This window comes from Mesorhizobium sp. B283B1A, from assembly GCF_020165735.1.
GTDB classification, from domain to species: domain Bacteria; phylum Pseudomonadota; class Alphaproteobacteria; order Rhizobiales; family Rhizobiaceae; genus Mesorhizobium; species Mesorhizobium opportunistum.
In genome coordinates this window covers 49,161-68,243 of the sequence record NZ_JAIUIQ010000007.1, presented here as the reverse complement: position 1 = coordinate 68,243, position 19,083 = coordinate 49,161, and the positions used below count along the sequence as shown (strand labels likewise).

Sequence of the window (19,083 nt, the reverse complement as noted above, 5' to 3'; positions counted from 1 at the left end):
GCCGTCAATGCTCGATCGGTCCCTTAGCCATCACGAGCGCCGTGCCGGCGGTCGTCGGACGCTCGATCACACGACGCACGCGCGGCGGTTCGCCGCCGCTGTGCAGCGCCCGCAGGCGTTCGCCGACCATGGCGTCGGCATGGGTGATGCGGCTATTGTGCCTGACATATTCGAGCCAGGTCGGCGTGTGATAGTGCTCGATCCATATCGTGGGATTTTCGAGATCGCGCGCCAGCGTCCAGTTGCGGGCGCCGTCGCGGCGGCGGATGCGTCCGCGTTCGGCCATGGTGGCGAGGAATTCCGCCTCGTCCTCGTGCCGGATCACATATTCGATCATGATGGCGATGGGGCCGCTGCGCGGCTTCAGGTCGAGCGCCAGATGCGGCTCCTTGAAGCGGTTGAGCGGGTCGAGGTTCAGCACCTGCTGCTGCGGCAGCGGCAGTACGAGGCCGATGGCGCCGCCGGCCAGCATGGCGATGGCGGCCGCGATCAGCGCCGTTTCGGCGCCATGCGCATCGGCGACGACGCCCCAGATCCAGCTGCCGAGCGCGATGCCGCCGAAGGTCGCGGTCTGGTAGACCGACAAGACCCGGCCGACCACCCAGCGCGGCGTCGCCATCTGCACGGTGACGTTGAAATGCGAGAGCGCGATCACCCAGCAGGCACCGCCGACCAGCAGGCCAAGCGATGTCTGCCAGGCATGCTGGCTGATCGCCGCATTGAAGGCGCAAACCGCGAAGCCGGCGAAGGCGCAGCGCACCATCGTCTCGCTGGAGAGCAATTGCCGCAGCCGCACGCTGATCAGCGCGCCGCCGACCGCGCCGATGCCGAAGGCTCCGAGCATGATGCCGTAGGTCAAGGCGTCGCCCTTGACGACGTCGCGCGCCACAAGCGGCAGGAGCGCCAGGACAGCGCCGGCGCTGAAGCCGAAGGCCGCGCCCCTGACCAGCACCTTGCCGATGTTGGGCGACATGGCGACATAGCGCAGGCCGGCGCCCATGGCCGCGCCCAGCGACTCGCGCGGCAAGGTCGATACCGGAACATCGGGCTTCCAGCGCGCCATCACGACGATGAGCCCGATATAGCTCACCGCATTCGCCGCGAAGGCGGCCGCGGCACCAGCGGCGGCGACGATGATGCCGCCGATCGCCGGGCCGACGCTGCGCGTCAGATTGAAGCCCATGGAATTCAGCGCGACAGCCGCAGGCACCTTGTTGCGCGGAACCATGTCGCCAACGGAAGCCTGCCAGGAGGGGCTGTTAAGCGCCGTGCCGCTGTCGATCAGGAAGGTGAAGGCCAGGAGCGTCCAGGGCGTGAGCAAATTGTAGTAGGTGAATACGGTCAGAAGCACCGAGACGAACAGCATGAAGCTCTGTGCGACCAGCATCACCTTGCGCCGGTCGAAGCTGTCTGCGATGGCGCCGGCGACGAGCGCGAACAGCATGATCGGCAAGGTGGTGGAGGCCTGGACCAGCGCGACCTGATAGGGCGAAGTGGCGATCGTGGTCATCATCCAGGCCGCGCCGACGCCCTGGATCAGGCCTCCGAAATTCGAGACGAGACTCGCGGCCCATACGGCGCGGAAGATGCCATGCCGGAAGGGCGCCAGCGCCGAGACGCCTTCGCTTTCCGGTTTTTCGTCGATCATGGATAGGTTCCTGCCACAGCGTGCTGATCCTTGCGCTGATCGTTTCCCCGGATGGTTTGCCGAAACTATGGCATCGCGCCGAAAAGGGCGAATGTCTTGCGCGGAAGATCATGGTCCAACAAGGGGATAGCAAAGGGCCACGCTTCCACTTGCTTGCCGGATGCCTTATCTCAACGTGCCTCGCGGCATGCAGCATCTCGGTAGGTGGCCCGCGGTCTGGCCGCCGGCATGCAAGCGAAGGAAAAGCTCCATGCCGACCCTGGCAAACGCTCTCCTCAAAGCGCAGCAAGAATGGGTCCCTAAAACCCCTTGATCAAAACGGATAGTTCCAGGCTCAGAACCCGTTCTGGATGCGCTCGAAGATGACGTTGGTGAAGGCCGATATCTGGCCGCCGATGAACGGGCCGGTCAGCGCCACCACAAGCATGATGGCGACGATCTTCGGGACGAAGGTCAAGGTGATTTCCTGGACCTGCGTCAGCGCCTGGATGAGGGCGATGCCGATGCCGACCGCCATGGCGACCAGCACGACCGGAGCGGACGCGGTCAGCACCGTCCACACCGCATACTGGACGATGTCGAGTGCGTCGGCCTCGTTCATGTGGCGGCTGGCCTAGCTTGCCGGTTTAATTGACACGCCTGCGCCGACGGGGACCTGGGTGCCATCCTGCAGCACAGCGATAAGTCCGTTGCTGGCGAGCGTCACCGAAGCCACCGTTCCCGTGGTCTTGCCGTCGGCCGAGGTGATCGTGCGTCCGATGATGGCGTCGGCCTGCGACAGTGCCGAGGACTGCATGATCTGCTCGAGCTTGGTGTTTGTCTGAACCGACTGCTCGACCTGCGAGAAGGTGGCGAGCTGGGCGACGTATTGCGTCGAATCCATCGGCTTGGTCGGATCCTGGTTCTTCATCTCGGCGATCAGAAGCTTCAGGAAGGACTGGTAGTCGACCGCTGTCTTCGAGGTCGACGTGGTGGTCGAATTGGAGCCGACCGGTATCGTCGTCGTCATGTCCACGGTCATTAGTAGCGTGCTCCCACGGCAAGCGGGCGCGACGCGCCCGGAACATCGTCATTGCCGCCAAGCGCGCGGCGTTCGAGAGGATAAAGCGAACGGATCGCCTTCAATGCCTCGTAGATATGGTCCTCGCCGACCATGCGGTCGATCTGCTTCAGCGTGCCACAGATCTCGGCGTCCTCGAAGCTGGCCAGGAATAGCGGCAGGGAGCGGCGGAACATCTCGCGCGCTTCGTCCGCGCCGGCGGGGTTCATCAGCATGACCTGCAGGATGAAGTACAGCTGCCTGAGCGGTGTCGAGGCCTCTTCGGCCTGGATCACATGGCTCTCGAGCAGAAACTGCACATCGTTCATCAGTTCGACGGTAACCTTGCGGTCGACGCGGATGACGGCGCCGTTGATGTAGATCTTCTCGTTCGGCTTCAACGAGATCTTCAGCGTGTTGGTCATTGAATGCCGTCGCGGATGATCTGGGACACTTCGATCAGCCCTTCGAAATTGTCGGTGCGGCCCTGGCGAATATCCTCCGCCTCGCGCAGCAGCCACAGGCCGATGGAAATCAGGTTGGCGCGCAATTCCTTGGGAAGCGCATTGTCGCTGGAGCCGAGATCCTCGACGAAGGTCGTCCAGACACGATTGGTGAAATGCAGTGCCTCCACCGCCTCCTTCGAATCCTGGCCGGCGGCGGCCGCCGCCGACAGCATGTCGATCGAGCGGGTCAAAAGCTCACGCTCACGGTCCTTGGCGTCCGAGACGGAGGTGCTTTGAACGTCGGCGTAGGAGAATTGGTACATCGTTGGCTCTACCGTTCCGCTGGAGTTGTCAGGTCAGGTAATTCAACAGGCTGAGCTGCTGCAGGCGCGCTGTCAGAGCAAAGGACGTCTCGATATGCTGCGTCAGATCGGCGACGCGGGTCGCGGCTTCCGCCGGGTCGACGGCTTCGAGATCGAGAATGTGCCGTTCGAACAGGTCGACCTGCGTCTTCATGCGGTCGCTGGCGTCCGAGACACGCTTCTGGACGATGCCGGTTTCCGACTGGACCTGGGCGATGCCGCTCAGCGCCTCGCCTACCAAGATCTGCGAGCGGCTAACGATCGTATCTTTCGCAGCCTGGCTGATGTTTGTGGACATCAGGCTGCTGACCATGGCAGCGGCCATGGCAAGCTTCTTGATGCCATCGCTGTTGGCGCCGGTCGAGGTCTCGGTGGTTTCGTTGAGCGCGATGCGGCTGACGATCTGCTGGTCGGTGGCATTCGACATGTTGGCCTGCCAACCAGAGCCGAGGAACTGCGGCTCGACGTCGTTGGTGATGAAGTCGTCCATCTGGGCGGCGGTGATGTTGGCGGCGAGCGGGTCATTGGGCGGGAAGCCGAAATTGGCGACGAAAGAGGCGTCGAAGGCGGCCTTGGCGGGTGAGCCGGGCGCGGTGAAATCGTTGATTGGCTTGACGTCGGTGTTGGTGCCAGCAAACAGGTATTCGCCGTTGACGCTGGTGTTGAGGATCGAGGCAAGCTGCTGGATCGTCGTCTGGCCGGTCGACCGGGTCAGGCTGTCGGAGTTGTCGCCCGACGATGCCGTGGTCAGGCTGGACAGGAAGGTCTGCGCGACGCTTGAGAGCTGGCCGAGCGAGGTCTGGGTCGATGAAAGCCGGGCCGCGACCAGTCCGTTCGAATCGACAATGACGTTGAGCCGGTCGAGATCGCGCGAAAAGGTGACGGACTGGGCGGTGCGTCCACCCAGCGCAAGTCCAACATCGGCGATCCTGCCGGTCGAGGACTCTTTCGTGGCTTTGACAAGATCGGCCTGCATGCGCATCTGCTGATAGCGCGCGGCGTTCGAAAGGGCAGCAGAAGAGACGGAAGTCATGGCTTTATCCCACCGCGCTCAACAGCGCCGTCATCATGTCGTCGACTGTCTTCATCATCCGGGCCGATGCCTGGTAAGTGTGTTCGAGATCGAGCATCAGCGACATTTCCTGGTCGATATTGACCCCGGTCGCGTTGGACAGCGCGTCGGCGCTGCGCTGTGCCAATGCCTCCTTGGCGTCGGCGGCGGTCGAAGCCTGCTGGCGCACGCTTTGGAGCCAGCCGATCGAATTGGCGGCGTAGTCGGAAACGCTGGACGTCGCCGAAATACCCGCCGCGGAATCGAACGTCATCGGCTTGTCGAGTCGGTCGCCATAAGCGATCAGGAGGTTGGAATAGGAGGCGCCGCCCGTGGTGTTCGCGACATAGGCCACACCGTTGGCGCCGCCATCGCGCAGCAATGTCGGGTTGCCGCCGGCGCTTGGATCCATCGCGGCATTGATACCGATCGTGCCGGCAAGACCGTTGACGAGCGTGCCCGCGGCCGGCACTGCCGGCGCGCCAGACCAGGTAAACAGGCCGGCGGCGTTGGGCATCGACGGGGCGGTCTCGGCAAAGGCGGTGATCAAGCCGCGCGCGGTTTCGTCGAGCTGGCTCTGCATGGTCGAGGCGACGCCGTCGCGCAATTGCAGCAGGCCGGCAAGCGTGCCGCTGGCGGTTGTGTTGCCACCGGTTCCCGCCGAAATCGGTACGTTGTCGATATAGACGGTGTTGCCGGCGGCCCCGGCGGCATAGCCGGCCGCCGGCGTGAAGCTCACCGTGCGCGGTATCGTCTCGAATAGCGTCGTGCCGTCGCCCGTGGTGATGACCATGTCGTTGTCGCCGCGCGTGAAGGTCGAGATCGGAACATAGTTCGAGATCTTCTTCAGCAGCGCGTCGCGCTGGTCGAGAGCGTCGGAAACATCGGTGCCGGAACGGGTTCCGGACATGACTGCCTGGTTGGCGTCCTCGAACTGGCCAAGCAGCGAGTTAAGGTCCTTGACCGCCGTGTCGATCTGGCCGTCCGTCTGGGTTCGAAAGTCCTGAATGGCATTGGAGCCTTCATTCAGGGAGCGCACGACCTGCTTGGCCGCATCGATGACGCTCGAGCCGAGATTCTGATTGGACGGCGATGTGGCATAGAGCTGCAGCGCCTGCTGCAGATTGGCGATCGCCGTCGAGGGCGATGACGCGTTGTCGACACCGTTGACCGAAACATCCAGCTGATCCATGCCGCTGTAGAGCGCGTTCTGACCGCTGTACGCCGACAGGGCACCAAGGTTCTGGCGGAACAGCAGGTCGTTGGCCGCACGCTGGACGTCAACGAAACGAGCGCCGGGCGCCGTGCTGGTGATGACGGAGATGCGGCGCGTGTAATCCGGATTGGAAGCGTCGGCGATGTTGCGCGAGACAACGCTGGTCTGCCGCGCGGTATTCATAAGCGCCGATTGGGCGATACTCAATGCGGAGGATAGCGACATGCTGGTCTTTCACGGGCGACGCCCGGTTTATCTCTTCAGGTTGACAAGGACGTCCATCAGGTCGGAACCGGTCTGGAAGACTTTCGAATTGGCGGTGTAGCTGCGCTGCGCCGCGATCATGTCGGTGAGTTCCTCGGCGATATCGACATTGGAGTTTTCGAGCGCGCCGGAGATGATGGAACCGGCCTTGCCTTCATTGGCGAAGCCGACACGGACCGCGCCGGAATCAGTGCCCTGGGCATAGACGTTGCCGGGAAGGGCCTTGAGCTGGTCCGGGCTCTGAACGTCGGCAAGCGGTATCTTGTAGAGCGGCTTGGAGGTGCCGTCCTTGTACTGGGCGTAGATGGTGCCGTCCTTGCTGATCTGGACCTTGTCGATGGTGCTCGGCGCGTTGCCGTTGACCTGGGCGTCGGAAACGGTGAAGCCGGTCCCGAGTTGGGTCAGCGTCGACAAATCGAGATTGAGGCTCGCACCGCCCGGCACGGTGAATGAAACGCTGGTGGGCGTGCCGGTGAGTTTGCCGGTCGTGGTATCGAAGGTCAGGTTGGCCGTGCCGAGTGCGCCGCCGGTGTAGGGGAACGATGTTCCGGCCGTCGCCTTCGACTGATCGAAAACCGCCACCTGCCAGGTGCCGGTACCCGTGTTGGTGAAATAGACGTCGAGCAGCTTCTTGTTGCCGAGATTGTCATAGGCGACCATCGACGATTTCGAGGTGTACTGTGCTGTGGCGGCGTTGGCGCCGGGCAGGTTGGCGGTGGCGACCGCTGTCGCGCCTGCAGGCAGATTGCCGCTGAAACTACCCGCGGTGCTCGCAGTCGCGGTCAATCCCTGATCGGCGATGACAACCGGCTCCAGACCTTCGAAGCCGTTCACTGTCGCAGCCGGCGTGCCGTTGGCGTAGCTGTAGGCCATCAGCTGGAAGCCGGCCGCGTTGACCAGGCGGCCCTGCGCGTCGGGAACGAAGGCGCCGGCGCGGGTCAGATAGGGCGTACCGCTGGGATCCTGGACGACAAAGAAGCCATCGCCGCTGACGGCAAGGTCGGAGACAGAGGTGGTGTATTGGAGCACGCCCGGATCGCTGACCGCCTGCCGGATCGTCGTGGTGACGCCGCCGGAATTGTAGGCGCCACCCGTCGACGGCATGATCAGCGTCGAAAATTCGGCGGAGGATCGCTTGTAACCGGTGGTATCGGAATTGGCGATGTTGTCGGCTGTCGTCGACAGGCGGTTGGCCTGTGCGTTCATGCCGGAAACGCCGGTCCGCATCATTCCGTAGAGGCTCATCGAGATGTCTCCGCAATATCCATGCCACTGGCGGCGAGGCTACGCGCCTTGTCTTGCGCGAAGCTGGCGCGATACGGCATCAGAACACCAGCCGGTAGCCGAGGAAGCGTTTGGAATCGATCGGGTCGGTGCCCAGCTTCTCGCGCAGCTTCTTGCGCAGTTTGCTGATGTGGCTTTCGACCACGTTCTCCTCGACCTCTTCGTCGAAGATGCCGTAGATGGCGTTGAACACCTGGGTCTTGGTAACCCGGCGGCCGCGGTTGCTCGCCAGATATTCGAGGATGCGGCGTTCACGGCGCGGCAAGGGCAGCGGCTGGCCGTCGATCTCGGGATCGCGGCCGTCCATGAAGATGCGCATGGCGCCGATCTCGGTGTAGGCGACGTCCTCCTGGGCGCGGCGGCGAATGGCGGTGATGCGGGCCAGGATCTCTCTGATGTGGACGGGCTTGCGGACGACGTCGTCAACGCCGCTCTCGAACAACCGCAGCGTGTTTTCCAGCGAATGCTGTTCACTGAGAGCAATGACAGGAGCTCCGGTGCGGTCGCGGATCTGGCGTGGAGAGATCGAGCCTTCGCGGCAGTCGCCGATGAGGAAGGCGCGGACCGAGCGCAGATCGGCGTCGGCGGCCGAGTTCACCCACTCGCCGAACTCGCCGGGCGCGAAACCCGCGCAGGCGACCCCCTCGCGGTCGAAAAGTGAATTGTATCCCTCTGTTACGAGCTCTCGCTCGTCAACGATAACGATCATCGGCCCCGCCTCCGAATCAGCACATTTGCCCCGTGGAAAGAGGCGTAACCGGTGGCGGGAATCCTGAACACGGTCATTTCTTGTAACTAGTTTCTTGGGAGTCTGGAATCGTGCCGGTTGCATTAGCGTGCAGCCAAATATGCTTGAGGGGCCAAGTCAAAAGGGAGCCACGGTGCAGTGCGGCTAGCATATAGGAGGCTGAAAATACGCCTATGGGTTGCAGAAGGACCGGGCGTTGGTTGTCCATTTGCCAAAACCGGTGGCAACCATGTTGGCGATGACCCGGCAGACATAGACCTTCTGCGCCGGGTCGTTGTCGGGACCGGCGTGATAGCGCGCGACGGCCATCGACCAGGTCTCGTGGCGGGCATGGAGACCGGCCAGGAAACGTGCCGCGTAGTCGACATTCTGGCGGGGGTCGAGCATGTCCTCAACGCTGCGGAAATGCGAGGCGTGGTAGTGATGATTGATCTGCATGCAGCCGAGATCGATCAGCCTCTTGCCCTCGCGCTGGGCGTTGGCGAAGGTGGCAAGTGCCTCGGTCCGGCTTTTCGGGAAGACTGCTTTTCCTTCTATATTCAAAGCGTTAGGCTGAAGGCTGCCTTTCTTGCCGGTCTCTGTCAGGCCAACCGCGTAGAGGATGCCGGCGGGTATGCCGTAGCGGTCGGCGGCACGCAGGATCTCGGGCTCGCAGGGATTGGTGGCGGCGGCGGCGCCGCCCGCAAGGCTAGATAAAGATATCGCCGCCAGCGCGCTCGCGAGAAGGTGAAACGGCGCGGCCGTGTGCTTGCGCGTCATCGTGGTTACCCCTTGCGGACTGCTGGCCCGGTTGCTGGCCGCCGGCTCCACCATTGCCGCCGCTGGAATTTCCGGGCTGAAAGGACGACTGGTCGCGGCCAGGCACCGCGGTCATCGACGCGGTTGCATCCGCCCGGGTTGTAGCCGCAACGGCCACCGACGGTTGCATGATGGTGACCTTATCAACCTCGAAGCCCAGCCCGCGCAGCGACTTGACGATCGCCTCGCTATCGCTGGAAAGCCGACGGTAGGCATCGTGTGTTTCGGGCTTCAGTTCAATCGAGAGTTGTTCTCCGGAGAGACGAAGGTGTGCCGTGACCATGCCCAGTTCGGCCGGGTGGAGTTCGATCTTCAACACATGTGTCGGAACGGCAACAGGGCTGGCCAGTTGGGTGGCCGCGGAAGCCGTCGAATGCACCTGCTGCGGGCCGCCATCGGCGGTTATGGCGCCGATCACGCTGAGCGCTGCCTGGCTCATCGGCGCCTGCGGCGGGGCAGGGAAGTTGCGTTCGGAAACCACTTCGATGCGCCCGGCCGTCGAGAGCCGTTTTCCTGGTTCGGAACGCAACGAAGACTGAACGTCGGCGATGGACTTCAGCTGTGGCGCCGCCTGTTTCGGATCCACGCCGGGTACGTCGGCCGGGATCGTCTCCGGCAAAGGGCCGGCGGCGATCGCATTGTCGCGCCGTGGCGCGCCAGCGGCGGCGTCGCGCGCGGACGGGTTGTCAAGTTTCGTCAACGGCCCGTCGACGAGCGACGCCCGCTCAGGCTTCGACATAGGTTCGACGGCGCCATTACCGGCGGCCGACTTCGGCCGGTAGCCCTTGGGCACAACCTGCCCGTCGACAGCGGCGTCCTGGCCGGTTTCGCCGACGTCGGCCGACTTGGTCGATGTCGAGAAATGGCGCAGGTCATGAAACGCCATCAGAAGCGGCAGATGATCGTCAAGCGGCGTTGCGCCGGCGTCGGACACTGGTGTTTCAGCGTCGGTATCCTTGGCCGCCCGGGCATCCTTGCCATCCTTCGTGGATTTCGCCGCCGTCAATCCGGTCGGTGCGGCCCGTGCGGTCGGCGCCTTGCCGTCCGGCATCGGCTTGTCCTCGCCCGCCTGCGCCGCAAGGCCAGCGGCGAGCTTGCTCCAGCGCGGATCGCGCGACCCGGCCTCAATCTGCGGCTGCTTTTCCGGGCGGGCCGGGTTCGCGCCGGCGTGCACCATCTTGCCGAAGCCGTCATCATCCTTCTTTCCCGGCACGGCCGGCTGGTCCGCCGTGGTGCGCGCGGCGGTAAATCCTGGCAGGCCTGGGCCGAGGCTGGGTGTCATTTCGGGGCGGCTCCAAGCATCTGGTCGATCAGGTCGAGCTGTCGACGGGTTTTCATCATGGCGGCGTCGGTCGGGTCGGTCTTGTCAGGGCTGGCCGAGGCTGCGGGCGCCGAGGCCGGGAGGACGGCTGCGGTTTCGGCCGAAGGAACCGGCGCGCTCGGCGCAACGGTCGCGACGCCATCGGCTGGCGCAACCAAGGGCTGTTCGGAGGCAGCGCCTTCGACGGGTGGCAATCCGGCGGCGTCGGCGGCCTGCGCGGCGGTAACTTCGGGTTGCGTCGGCGCAGCTACCGCGGGCGCCGGACTTGCGGCTGGAAGAGAAGCGGGTGGCGCCACCACTTCACCGGCGATGGCCTGTGCGGCGTCGAGCAGGTCGCGGTCACCATCCGACAGCTTGCTGCGATCGATCTTGCCGAGCTTGGTGCGCACATCCTCGATGGTGTCCGAGGTCACGGTGGACAGGCTGGAATAAAGCAGGGCGCGCGGATCGTCCTGATTGGTGTTGCCGTCGCGGCCCTGTTCGGCGCGCGTCGAGGCGAAGGCCGACAACTCGTTCAGGCCGTCGATCGCGGCACGGCGGGCGATGCGCAGATAGATCACCTTCTCGCGCTCGGGATCCATCATCGAGGTGATGTCGGCCAGCTTGTCCTGGCTGATCGACATGTGCAGCGCGATGACCCCGGAGACGAAAGAATCCGCGAACTGGCTGGCATAGGGCGAATAGAGGTAGCGCTCTACATACTGCGTGGAAGCAAGCGCGAAACGCGCGGCGTCGCCTTGCGCCACGGCAATGCCGACCGAGCGCCGCAAGGCCGCTTCCTCGACCAGCGTGCCGGGGCTGAGCAGCTTGGCCTCATCGAGCAATTTGAGTGCCGCCGCTGGATCGTCGCCGGCTAGGAGCGACCCCGTGACCAGGGCCAGGAATGCGCCGAGATCGCCGGGCAGCGCCATCGGATCGATCGGCCCGAGGGCTTTGATCGCGTCGCCGGGCCGGCCATTCAGATAGTCAATCACGCCCTTGGCGATGGCCAGGTCACCCGGATCGGCGGCGGCACGCGACACGGCTGCCTCGACAGTCACCGGATTGCCGCCGCTCATGCCATAGACCAGGAGCGCGCGAAAATTCTTTGGTTCCTGGAAATCCTGCGCATCCGCCTCGCGCAGACGCGCATCGGTCATCTCGAGCAGCTTGGCCTGCATCGGCATGGCGGCGTGATCGCCGGCGGCGATGCGGTCCTGGATGAGCTGCAGCGAGCGCACCAGCTGATAGGGCTGCAGCGCATCCTGGGCGAAGCCGGACGATGGATGTCCGGCAGCCAGCAGCAGCAGGCCCATCATGCGGCTGATGACGGCCACCCGTCTCATCCGCCGGCCGCCATCAATATCTCGATGCGACGGTTGACCGCCGCCATGGGATCGGCCGGATCCTTCGGTTGGCGGTCGGCGAAGCCTGCGACTTCGGTGATGCGGCGTTCGTCGACGCCGCCGCGCACGAGCATGTAGTAGGCGGAATGGGCGCGCGCCGTCGACAGCCGCCAGTTGTCGTAGCTGTCGCTGCGGAAGGGGCGTGCATCGGTGTGGCCGTTGATGCTGATGGTGCCCTTCTGGCTGTTGACGATGCGGCCGATCTTTTCCATCGCCAACACCAGTTCGCGGCGCGGCAAGGCCGAGCCGACTTCGAACATGCCGAAGTCGAGCTGATCGGTTATGGAGATGACGACGCCCTTGTCCGTGGCTTCGACCGAGACGCCGTCGTGCAGCTTGTCGCCGGGCTTGAAGGCATCGGCCAGCTGCCGCTTGACATCGGCCGCCGCCTTCAGCGCGGCGGCGGTCGGTGCCTTTTCCGCGGCCTCAGGCTTCGCGGCTTCTCGGCTGGCAGGGGTAGCGTCCGCCTTGGCCGCTTCCGCGGCGTTGCCTTGTCCGGCCTCTGCATTGCTGGCCTTGGTATTGCCGGCTTTGATATCGCCGGGCTTGACATCGCTGGCCTTGGCCATCGTCGCGGCCGCATCCTTGGCCAAGGGCTCGAGGGGCGCGTCCTTGAGAGGCGGTGCCGGCGGCACGGCCTTGACCTTGGCGACCTGTGTCTCGGCGGCCTTGTCGCCCGGCTTGACCGGGTCGCCTTCGATCCTGGGGCGCTGGGCACTCGCCTCGGCGCCCGGTGCCGCGACCTGCTGCGACCAGAAATCCGGCTCGAAGGGATCGCGATAGGATGCGCCACCGGAGGCGCCGGTCGCCGGGCCGGCACTTTGCGCGCCGCCGTCGCCCTTCTGGCTGACGTTCTGCATGACGCCGGTGTCGGTGGCGATCTCCGAGAGCACCGCGTAAGGGTCGGCGAAGAGATGTTCGTCGGACCTCTCGGACTGCTGTTGTTCCTGCTTGTCCTGTTTGCGTTCGGATGTACCTGCGCCACCGGTGCCGTCCTGCCCGCTCTTGCCTGTCGCCTGTTGCGGGCTTTCGGCGGTCGCGCCGATCGCATTCGGACCGTCACCAAGGTCTTCCAGACCCTTGCGGCTCGAGTTGCGGTCGACCAGCTTGACGGGGTTGAAATAGCTGGCGACAGCCGCCTTGGTCTGTTCGTTGGCGGCGTTGATCAGCCACATGACCAGGAAGAAACACATCATCGCCGTCATGAAGTCGGCGAAGGCGATCTTCCAGACGCCGCCGTGGTGACCTTCGTCGTGGTCGCCATGGGCATGCCGCACGATGATGATCTCGTGCCTGCCGTGATCGGCTTCAGCGACGCTCACGACAGAACCTCGGACAGAGTTTCCGACCACTCGGCCATGCGGGTCTCGAACACCGCTTCGTCGATGTTGACGGTCAAGTCGAAGCCGGGCGCCTCGGTGAAGTCGAGATTGGCAGTGCGCGGCCCGAGCGATGCCTTCAGTGTTTCGAACAGCGAGAGCGGCCCGCGCACGGCGATACGCACTGCTTCGCTGTCGCCGACAGCTTCACGAACCGCGCCGGCCAGCGCTTCAAGCGAACGCTTCTGCACGTCGTCGCTGACCACGCCGCCAATGATGCGGGCGACCGTGGCGGCGACGAGATCGGTGACACGCGCCTCCATGGCGTCGATGCGCGACGACACGGCGTTGCCGACATCGCCGCCGAAGCTCTCCAGAAAGATCCTCGCTTCCTCGGCATTGGCCTGGCGCTCCGCTTCCAGCGCGGCTTCATGGGCGGCCGAGAAGCGTTCCGTGAGTGTGGCCTCCGCCTGGGCAACCGCCTCGGCGATCAGGGTGCCGATATCGGCCTGGGATGCCGCCGGTTCAGGGGGCCGCCGAGGGTCGGCCGTGGCCTGAGGCGGGCTGACACGCTGCGCGCGCGTACCGAAATCAGGGAGGAGATCGAAAAGGGTTGCGGAGGGCATGGTCTAGGCCGCGACTTCCTGGGCCGCCCATTTGCGCAGGATCTGCGCGGTGCGTTCCTCGTTGATGTCGACCATGCGGGCAAGCCGCTCCTGCGGCGCGGGCCTGATTTTCTGGCGAAGATCGTCGAGCGGGGTGGCGCCGGGCCTTGCGCCGGGCAAGGCGCCGACGGCGGCATTGGCGGAAGCGGCTGCCTCCGGTGTCGGCAACGAGCGCTGGACCTCATCGAAGTTGGGGCCCGAAATAGCGGGCGTCGCCTTTGCCGTCAGCGCGGCAGCCATCGGCCGCAGGCCGAAGAAGGCGACCAGGAACACCACGACGATAAAGGCGCCGGCATTGATCAGCGTGCCGGCGTGCTGGCCGATGGAATCGAGCATTCCAGCTTGCGGAACCGCCTCGCCATCCAGTCCGTCGATGAATTCGACCGCCGAGACGTCGATGACGTCGCCGCGCTTGTCGTCGAAACCGGTGGCCGAACTCACCATCTTCTGGATCTCGGCGACGCGCTTGGCGATCTGTTCGGGGGTCGCTTCCTTGCCCAGGATCGTCTTCAGCCGGTCCTGGTTGACGACGACGGCGATCGACATCTTGGTGACGGTGTAGCCGTTGGAGACGGTGGCGATCTTCTTGGAGTTGATCTCGTAATTGGTGATCTCCTCCTTGCGGTCGTTCGCCGAAGAGGTCTGCGGACCCTCGGTGCTGGTCGCCTGGGTCTCCGGCAGGTTCTGCTCGACGCTGGCCGGGGTCGAAGCCTGCTTCTGGTTGCTGTTTTCGTTGGCCCGCACCGACTGCACAGACCGTTCGACGCGGGAATTCGGGTCGAAAATGGTTTCTTCGGTCTGGCGGGTGTCGGTGTTGATCTCGGCCTTGACGCTGGCGCGGAAATTGTCCGGGCCGAGATAAGGGGTGAGCGCGCGACGGATGTTGTCGCCGATCTGTGCCTCCACCGTCTGCTCGACGCCGAGCGTGCGGGCAGCACTGGTGTTGGAGGGATCATCGCCGGCGGCCAGCAAATTGCCGTTGGAATCAAGCACCGTCACCTTGTCGGCCGACAGGCCCGGCACGGCGGCGGCGACGAGATGGCGGATCGACATGGCGCTTTTCTCGGCGTCGATGCCGGAATAGCGGATGACGACTGATGCGGAGGGCTGTTGTTCGTCGCGGCGGAAGTTGGCGCGTTCGGACATGACGATGTGGACGCGCGCCGCCTTGATGCCAGTTATGGACTGGATGGTGCGGGCGATCTCGCCTTCGAGCGCACGCACGCGGGTGATCTGCTGCATGAAGGAGGTGAGGCCCATCGCGCCGACATTGTCGAACAGTTCGTAGCCGGCATTGGCACTGGTGGGCAGGCCCTTTTCGGCGAGCAGCATGCGCGCCTGCGCCGTGGGGGCGGCCGGCACCAGCACGGAGGTTCCGTCGGAGCCAACGTCGAAACCGATGCCTGCCTCGCCCAGCACCAGGCCGATCTGGTTCACGTCGGAACGATCGAGCCCGACATAGAGCGTGTCGTAGGCAGGGCGGTTGAGATAGACCGAGGCAATGCCGATGACGCCCATCACCAGGACGGCGATACCCGCCAGCATGGCGAGGCGCTTCACACCAAAACCGCGGAGATTCGAGATGATGCTCTGGATCTGTTCCGGCACGATAGAGCGACTCCCAGCATGACTGTCCGCCGGAACACTAGTCTCCGAAGCTTGTGCGAAAATGAAATCGGGCCGCGCTTGCGCGCGGCCCGTGAATTGGAGGTGGGGTGTCCGTCAGCTACGGCTGGATTAGCCGTTCTTGAAGAGCGACAGGATCGACTGCGAGGAGCTGTTGGCGATCGACAGCGACTGGATGCCGAGCTGCTGCTGCACCTGCAGCGCCTGCAGGCGAGTCGATTCTTTGTTCATGTCGGCATCGACGAGCTGGCCGACGCCACGGTCGATGGAGTCCATCAGGCTCTGCGTGAAGGTCTTCTGCAGGTCGATGGAGCTCTTGGCGGCGCCGAGGATGGTGGCTTGGTCGGTCAGCTGGCTCATGACCTTGTCGATCTTGCCGACCATCTGGGTGATGATGTCGTCGGTCAGGCCGGCCGCCGTGATGTCGAGATTGTAGGCGGAAACGTTGTCGATCCTGGCGACGACCGCGCCAGCCGCGGTTTGGCCGGCCGTGTTGGCGGCAATATCGGTGGCGCCGCCGGCGAGCGCGGTCGCATAGGCGTTGTCGTACAGGCTCTGGGCGGCCGCGGTGGCATAGACGGAGGTCTGGCGATCGAGCGTGCCCTGGTTTTTGACATCGGTCGCCAAACCGGAATCGAACAGCTTGGTGCTCTCGACATTTATGTCGATCGTTCCGAGCGAGATCGCGCCCGATGAGGAGCGATTGAAGGACGAGACGATCTTGGCGTCAGGCTGGACACCGTCATTTGCGGCCGCGACCTGCGTGGATGTCACCGACAGGAAATTCGAACCCGAGAAGGTGGCGGCATCCGCAAAGGACTTCATCTGCGCCTGGAGCGCCGTGATTTCGGTCTGCGTCTTTGCCTTGGCGGCAGCCGTCTGGCCAATGGTGGAGAGCAGCTTGGTCTTGATCTTGCCGATCGTATCAAGCGCATTGTTCATGCCGGTATAGGCGGTGTCGACCTTCGAGGCGCCGAGACCGAGTGCATCCTGCACGGTCGACAGCGCCTGGTTGTCGGAGCGCATCGTCGTGGCGATCGACCAGTAGGCGGCGTTGTCTGAAGCCTCGGAGACCCTGTAGCCCGTCGATATCCGTGCCTGCGTGTGCTCGAGCGATTTGTTGGTGGCGTTAAGGCTTTGAAGTGCCGTCAACGCCGCAGCGTTTGTCATGATGCTCGCCAAGAAACTCGCTCCTTTTTCCGAGCCGGTTTCTCAAAACCGGCATTGCCCTCGCGAGCCGCTGGCCCGCCCATGGATTGCCGTCGATTCGCCAATCCGTTGTAAGCTAATGGTTAACCATGACTAGCGCGTTATGGTTAACGGCCTGTTAAAGGCTTGCTTTCGAGAGTTAAGGAACGAGCGTTGCGCGGGGCTGGCGCAAACGCAAATCGGGCCGCGCTTTTGGCGCGGCCCGATATTCTAGTGTTGTTCGTGGTTGGTGAGAGCGATCAGCCGCGGAAGAGCGACAGGATCGACTGCGACGAGCCGTTGGCGATCGACAGCGCCTGGACGCCGAGCTGCTGCTGGACCTGCAGGGCCTGGAGGCGGGTCGATTCCTTGTTCATGTCGGCGTCGACGAGCTGGCCGACACCGCGGTCGATGGAGTCCATCAGGCTCGAGGTGAAGGTCTTCTGCAGGTCGATGGAGCTCTTGGCGGCGCCGAGCTTGGTGGCGGCGGTCGTCATATCCTTGAGCGCGGCGTCGACGACGGTCATCATCTGCTGGATCTGAGTGTCGCTGGCGGCCGTGGTGCCCGAGAAGATTTTCAGCGAGGCGACCGAATAGGTGTCGGTGGCCGCCGCGGCAGCGCCGAGGGTCGGGGCCGAGGCCGTTGCAGCAACACCGCTGATGCCGAGGCGGTCGGCGTCGAGGATGCCCTTCGCGGTCGGCGTTGCGCCTGCATCATACAGCTTGATGCTTTCGACGTTGACGTCGATCGTCGAGATCGACACCGCGCCGGTGGAGCTGCGGTTGAATGCCGAAACGACCTTGACGTCGGCAGCCGTGCCGGTAGCGGTGGACACCGAAAGCATATTCGTGCCGGAGAAGGTGGCGCCGTCGGCGTAGGCTTTCAGCTGCTTCTGAAGAGCGGCGATTTCGACCTGGGTCTTTTCCTTCGACGCATCCGTCTGGCCGTAAGATGCGGTCAGCTTCTGCTGGATCTGGTTGATGGTGGAGATCGCGCTGTTCATGCCGGTGTAGGCAGTGTCGACTTTCGAAGCGCCGAGACCGAGCGCATCCGAAACGGTGGACATGGCCTGGTTGTCGGAGCGCATCGTGGTGGCGATCGACCAGTAGGCGGCGTTGTCCGAAGCCTGGGAGACGCGATAACCCGTCGAGATGCGGGACTGGGTGGTGTCAAGGCTCTTCTGGGTGGCGTTCAAGCTCTGCAGCGCGGTCAACGCTGCGGCGTTCGTCATGATACTGGCCATGCTACTCGTACCTTGTTTTTACAGGTGTTTTTTTGACATACCGGCTTTCCCGGTATGACGGAGCGGCATCATGCCAATGACCGTTGTTTCGATCACCCGCCATCTGCGAGTGAATATGGCGGCAAGTCCCTACCAAAGGGCTAAACTGGAAGGTTAACCGAAAATAATTTGGGTAATTTCTACGATGCCGCGCACCCCGTCCAGCCTCTTCGGCGGACGGTGCTTCTACCGAGGCGTTACGGTGCGGACGATCAGTTGAACGAGCGCACCAGACTGCCGACGAGCAGGTTCCAGCCGTCGATCAGCACAAAGAACAGGATCTTGAACGGCAGCGACACCACGGTCGGCGGCAGCATCATCATGCCCATCGCCATGGTGATGGTGGCGACGATCAGGTCGATGACCAGGAACGGCAGCACGATCAGGAAGCCGATCTCGAAGCCACGCCGGATCTCGGAAATCATGAACGCAGGCACCAGGATGCGCAGGTCGACGGTGTCGCGCGAAACGGTCTGGCCGCGCTCGCGGGCGAGGTCGGCGAAAAGGTCGAAATCCTTGTCGCGCACATTGTGCAGCATGAAGGTGCGGAACGGATCCGAGATCCTGTCGAAGGCCTCGGTCTGGCTGATCTGGTTGTCCATCAGCGGCTTGACGCCGGTGTTCCATGCCTGGTCGAAGGTCGGCGCCATGACATAGAAGGTCATGAACAGCGATAGCGAGATCAGGATAAGGTTTGCGGGTGTCGATTGCAGGCCGATGCCGGCGCGCAGGATCGAGAAGGCGATGACGAAACGGGTGAAGCTGGTCACCATGATCAGCAGGCCCGGCGCCACCGACAGCACGGTCAGCAGGCCGAACATCTGGATGATGTAGCCGACGGTGGCGCCGTCGGCCTTGCCGATGCCGCCAAGGTCCAGCTGCTGGGCCGCTGCGATCGATGTGGTGGCGCCAATCAGCGCCGCGGCGAGAAGGAATTTTCTCATTCGAGCAGAAATGTCCTGATGAGTACTTGCTTGGCGTGTCCCTGACTGCGGATCGACGCGCGTTCGTCGAGATCTGCCTTCAGGTGCTGGTAGCCGCTGGCGCCTTCGATCTGGTGCATCTTCAAGGTGCGGACGAAGGCCAGAAGATCCTGATGGATGTCCTCCGACATGGCTGACGGCTGCGGCGCGTCATAGACCACCGACACTTCCATCCTGAGCCAGGTTTCCGCGGGCGAGGCGATGTTGGTGGTGATCGGCGCCAGTGCAACGAGGGTCGATTCCGTGCCAGGTTCATGCGTGGCGGCGGGCTCGGCCGTCTTGCCCTCATTCTCCGCAGCCGGCACCGATGATGGTGCGCCGACACCCTTGAGATAGCCGCCCGACATCCAGCCCATGCCGATGGCGGCGGCCGTCACCACCAGCAGCATGGCACCCTGGACGGCAAGGGAAGGACCCTTGCGATGCTGAAGCTGTTCGACGTTGGCCACGTTTTCGC

At 63.9% G+C, this 19,083-nt stretch carries 19 protein-coding genes; all 19 read right to left on the bottom strand.

The genetic code is table 11. The features are described 5' to 3' along the window. Positions 1-4 precede the first annotated feature (4 nt). The 19 genes from LB577_RS07750 to LB577_RS07660 all read right to left on the bottom strand — a co-directional run bounded on the left by LB577_RS07750 (position 5) and on the right by LB577_RS07660 (position 19,075). On the bottom strand, positions 5-1,648 hold the full coding sequence (locus LB577_RS07750; protein ID WP_224686239.1) for an MFS transporter: 1,644 nt from the start codon (positions 1,646-1,648) through the stop codon (positions 5-7). 334 nt (positions 1,649-1,982) lie between these two features. Further along, on the bottom strand, positions 1,983-2,249 hold the full coding sequence (fliQ, locus tag LB577_RS07745; protein ID WP_013893193.1) for a flagellar biosynthesis protein FliQ: 267 nt from the start codon (positions 2,247-2,249) through the stop codon (positions 1,983-1,985). Between the two features lie 12 nt (positions 2,250-2,261). Further along, complete coding sequence (gene flgD, locus LB577_RS07740; RefSeq protein WP_031250183.1) at positions 2,262-2,657, bottom strand: flagellar hook assembly protein FlgD; 396 nt, start codon at positions 2,655-2,657, stop codon at positions 2,262-2,264. An 11-nt stretch (positions 2,658-2,668) separates the two neighbouring features. Next, positions 2,669-3,112 carry a flagellar biosynthesis repressor FlbT gene (flbT, locus tag LB577_RS07735; protein WP_224686238.1) on the bottom strand — a complete coding sequence of 148 codons (444 nt, stop codon included), beginning with the start codon at positions 3,110-3,112 and terminating at the stop codon, positions 2,669-2,671. Continuing rightward, positions 3,109-3,456: a flagellar biosynthesis regulator FlaF gene (gene flaF, locus LB577_RS07730; RefSeq protein WP_023765761.1), complete on the bottom strand. Its 348-nt coding sequence runs from the start codon at positions 3,454-3,456 to the stop codon at positions 3,109-3,111. Before flaF ends, flbT begins: the two co-directional genes overlap by 4 nt. 28 nt (positions 3,457-3,484) lie before the next feature. Continuing rightward, entirely contained in the window at positions 3,485-4,528 is a 1,044-nt protein-coding gene (locus tag LB577_RS07725; RefSeq protein WP_023765760.1) for a flagellar hook-associated family protein, read from the bottom strand. A 4-nt stretch (positions 4,529-4,532) separates the two neighbouring features. Next, positions 4,533-5,987, bottom strand: coding sequence for a flagellar hook-associated protein FlgK (gene flgK, locus LB577_RS07720; protein WP_224686237.1), 1,455 nt, complete (start codon positions 5,985-5,987; stop codon positions 4,533-4,535). A gap of 27 nt (positions 5,988-6,014) precedes the next feature. After that, on the bottom strand, positions 6,015-7,271 hold the full coding sequence (locus LB577_RS07715; protein WP_224686236.1) for a flagellar hook protein FlgE: 1,257 nt from the start codon (positions 7,269-7,271) through the stop codon (positions 6,015-6,017). 79 nt (positions 7,272-7,350) lie between these two features. Then, complete coding sequence (locus tag LB577_RS07710; RefSeq protein WP_013893200.1) at positions 7,351-8,019, bottom strand: response regulator transcription factor; 669 nt, start codon at positions 8,017-8,019, stop codon at positions 7,351-7,353. A gap of 210 nt (positions 8,020-8,229) precedes the next feature. Further along, positions 8,230-8,817 carry a transglycosylase SLT domain-containing protein gene (locus LB577_RS07705; protein WP_224686235.1) on the bottom strand — a complete coding sequence of 196 codons (588 nt, stop codon included), beginning with the start codon at positions 8,815-8,817 and terminating at the stop codon, positions 8,230-8,232. Next, complete coding sequence (locus LB577_RS07700) at positions 8,747-10,138, bottom strand: flagellar hook-length control protein FliK (RefSeq protein WP_224686234.1); 1,392 nt, start codon at positions 10,136-10,138, stop codon at positions 8,747-8,749. The genes LB577_RS07705 and LB577_RS07700 overlap by 71 nt, the downstream gene beginning before the upstream one ends. Continuing rightward, entirely contained in the window at positions 10,135-11,502 is a 1,368-nt protein-coding gene (locus LB577_RS07695; protein WP_224686233.1) for a chemotaxis protein MotC, read from the bottom strand. Before LB577_RS07695 ends, LB577_RS07700 begins: the two co-directional genes overlap by 4 nt. After that, positions 11,499-12,884, bottom strand: coding sequence for a MotB family protein (locus tag LB577_RS07690; protein WP_224686232.1), 1,386 nt, complete (start codon positions 12,882-12,884; stop codon positions 11,499-11,501). The genes LB577_RS07695 and LB577_RS07690 overlap by 4 nt, the downstream gene beginning before the upstream one ends. Next, positions 12,881-13,507 carry a hypothetical protein gene (locus LB577_RS07685; protein WP_224686231.1) on the bottom strand — a complete coding sequence of 209 codons (627 nt, stop codon included), beginning with the start codon at positions 13,505-13,507 and terminating at the stop codon, positions 12,881-12,883. Before LB577_RS07685 ends, LB577_RS07690 begins: the two co-directional genes overlap by 4 nt. Before the next feature lie 3 nt (positions 13,508-13,510). Then, on the bottom strand, positions 13,511-15,154 hold the full coding sequence (fliF, locus tag LB577_RS07680; protein ID WP_224686230.1) for a flagellar basal-body MS-ring/collar protein FliF: 1,644 nt from the start codon (positions 15,152-15,154) through the stop codon (positions 13,511-13,513). 129 nt (positions 15,155-15,283) lie between these two features. Continuing rightward, positions 15,284-16,354 (bottom strand): flagellin, encoded by a 1,071-nt coding sequence (locus tag LB577_RS07675; protein WP_224686229.1) that lies wholly within the window; start codon positions 16,352-16,354, stop codon positions 15,284-15,286. A gap of 266 nt (positions 16,355-16,620) precedes the next feature. After that, the gene (locus tag LB577_RS07670; protein ID WP_023765749.1) at positions 16,621-17,604 is read right to left on the bottom strand and encodes a flagellin; all 984 of its coding nucleotides are present in this window, start codon (positions 17,602-17,604) and stop codon (positions 16,621-16,623) included. Positions 17,605-17,855: 251 nt separating this feature from the next. Beyond that, a complete protein-coding gene (fliP, locus tag LB577_RS07665; RefSeq protein WP_224686228.1) occupies positions 17,856-18,587 on the bottom strand; it encodes a flagellar type III secretion system pore protein FliP in 732 nt (243 codons plus the stop codon). After that, complete coding sequence (locus tag LB577_RS07660; protein ID WP_224686227.1) at positions 18,584-19,075, bottom strand: flagellar basal body-associated FliL family protein; 492 nt, start codon at positions 19,073-19,075, stop codon at positions 18,584-18,586. The genes fliP and LB577_RS07660 overlap by 4 nt, the downstream gene beginning before the upstream one ends. Positions 19,076-19,083 lie beyond the last annotated feature (8 nt).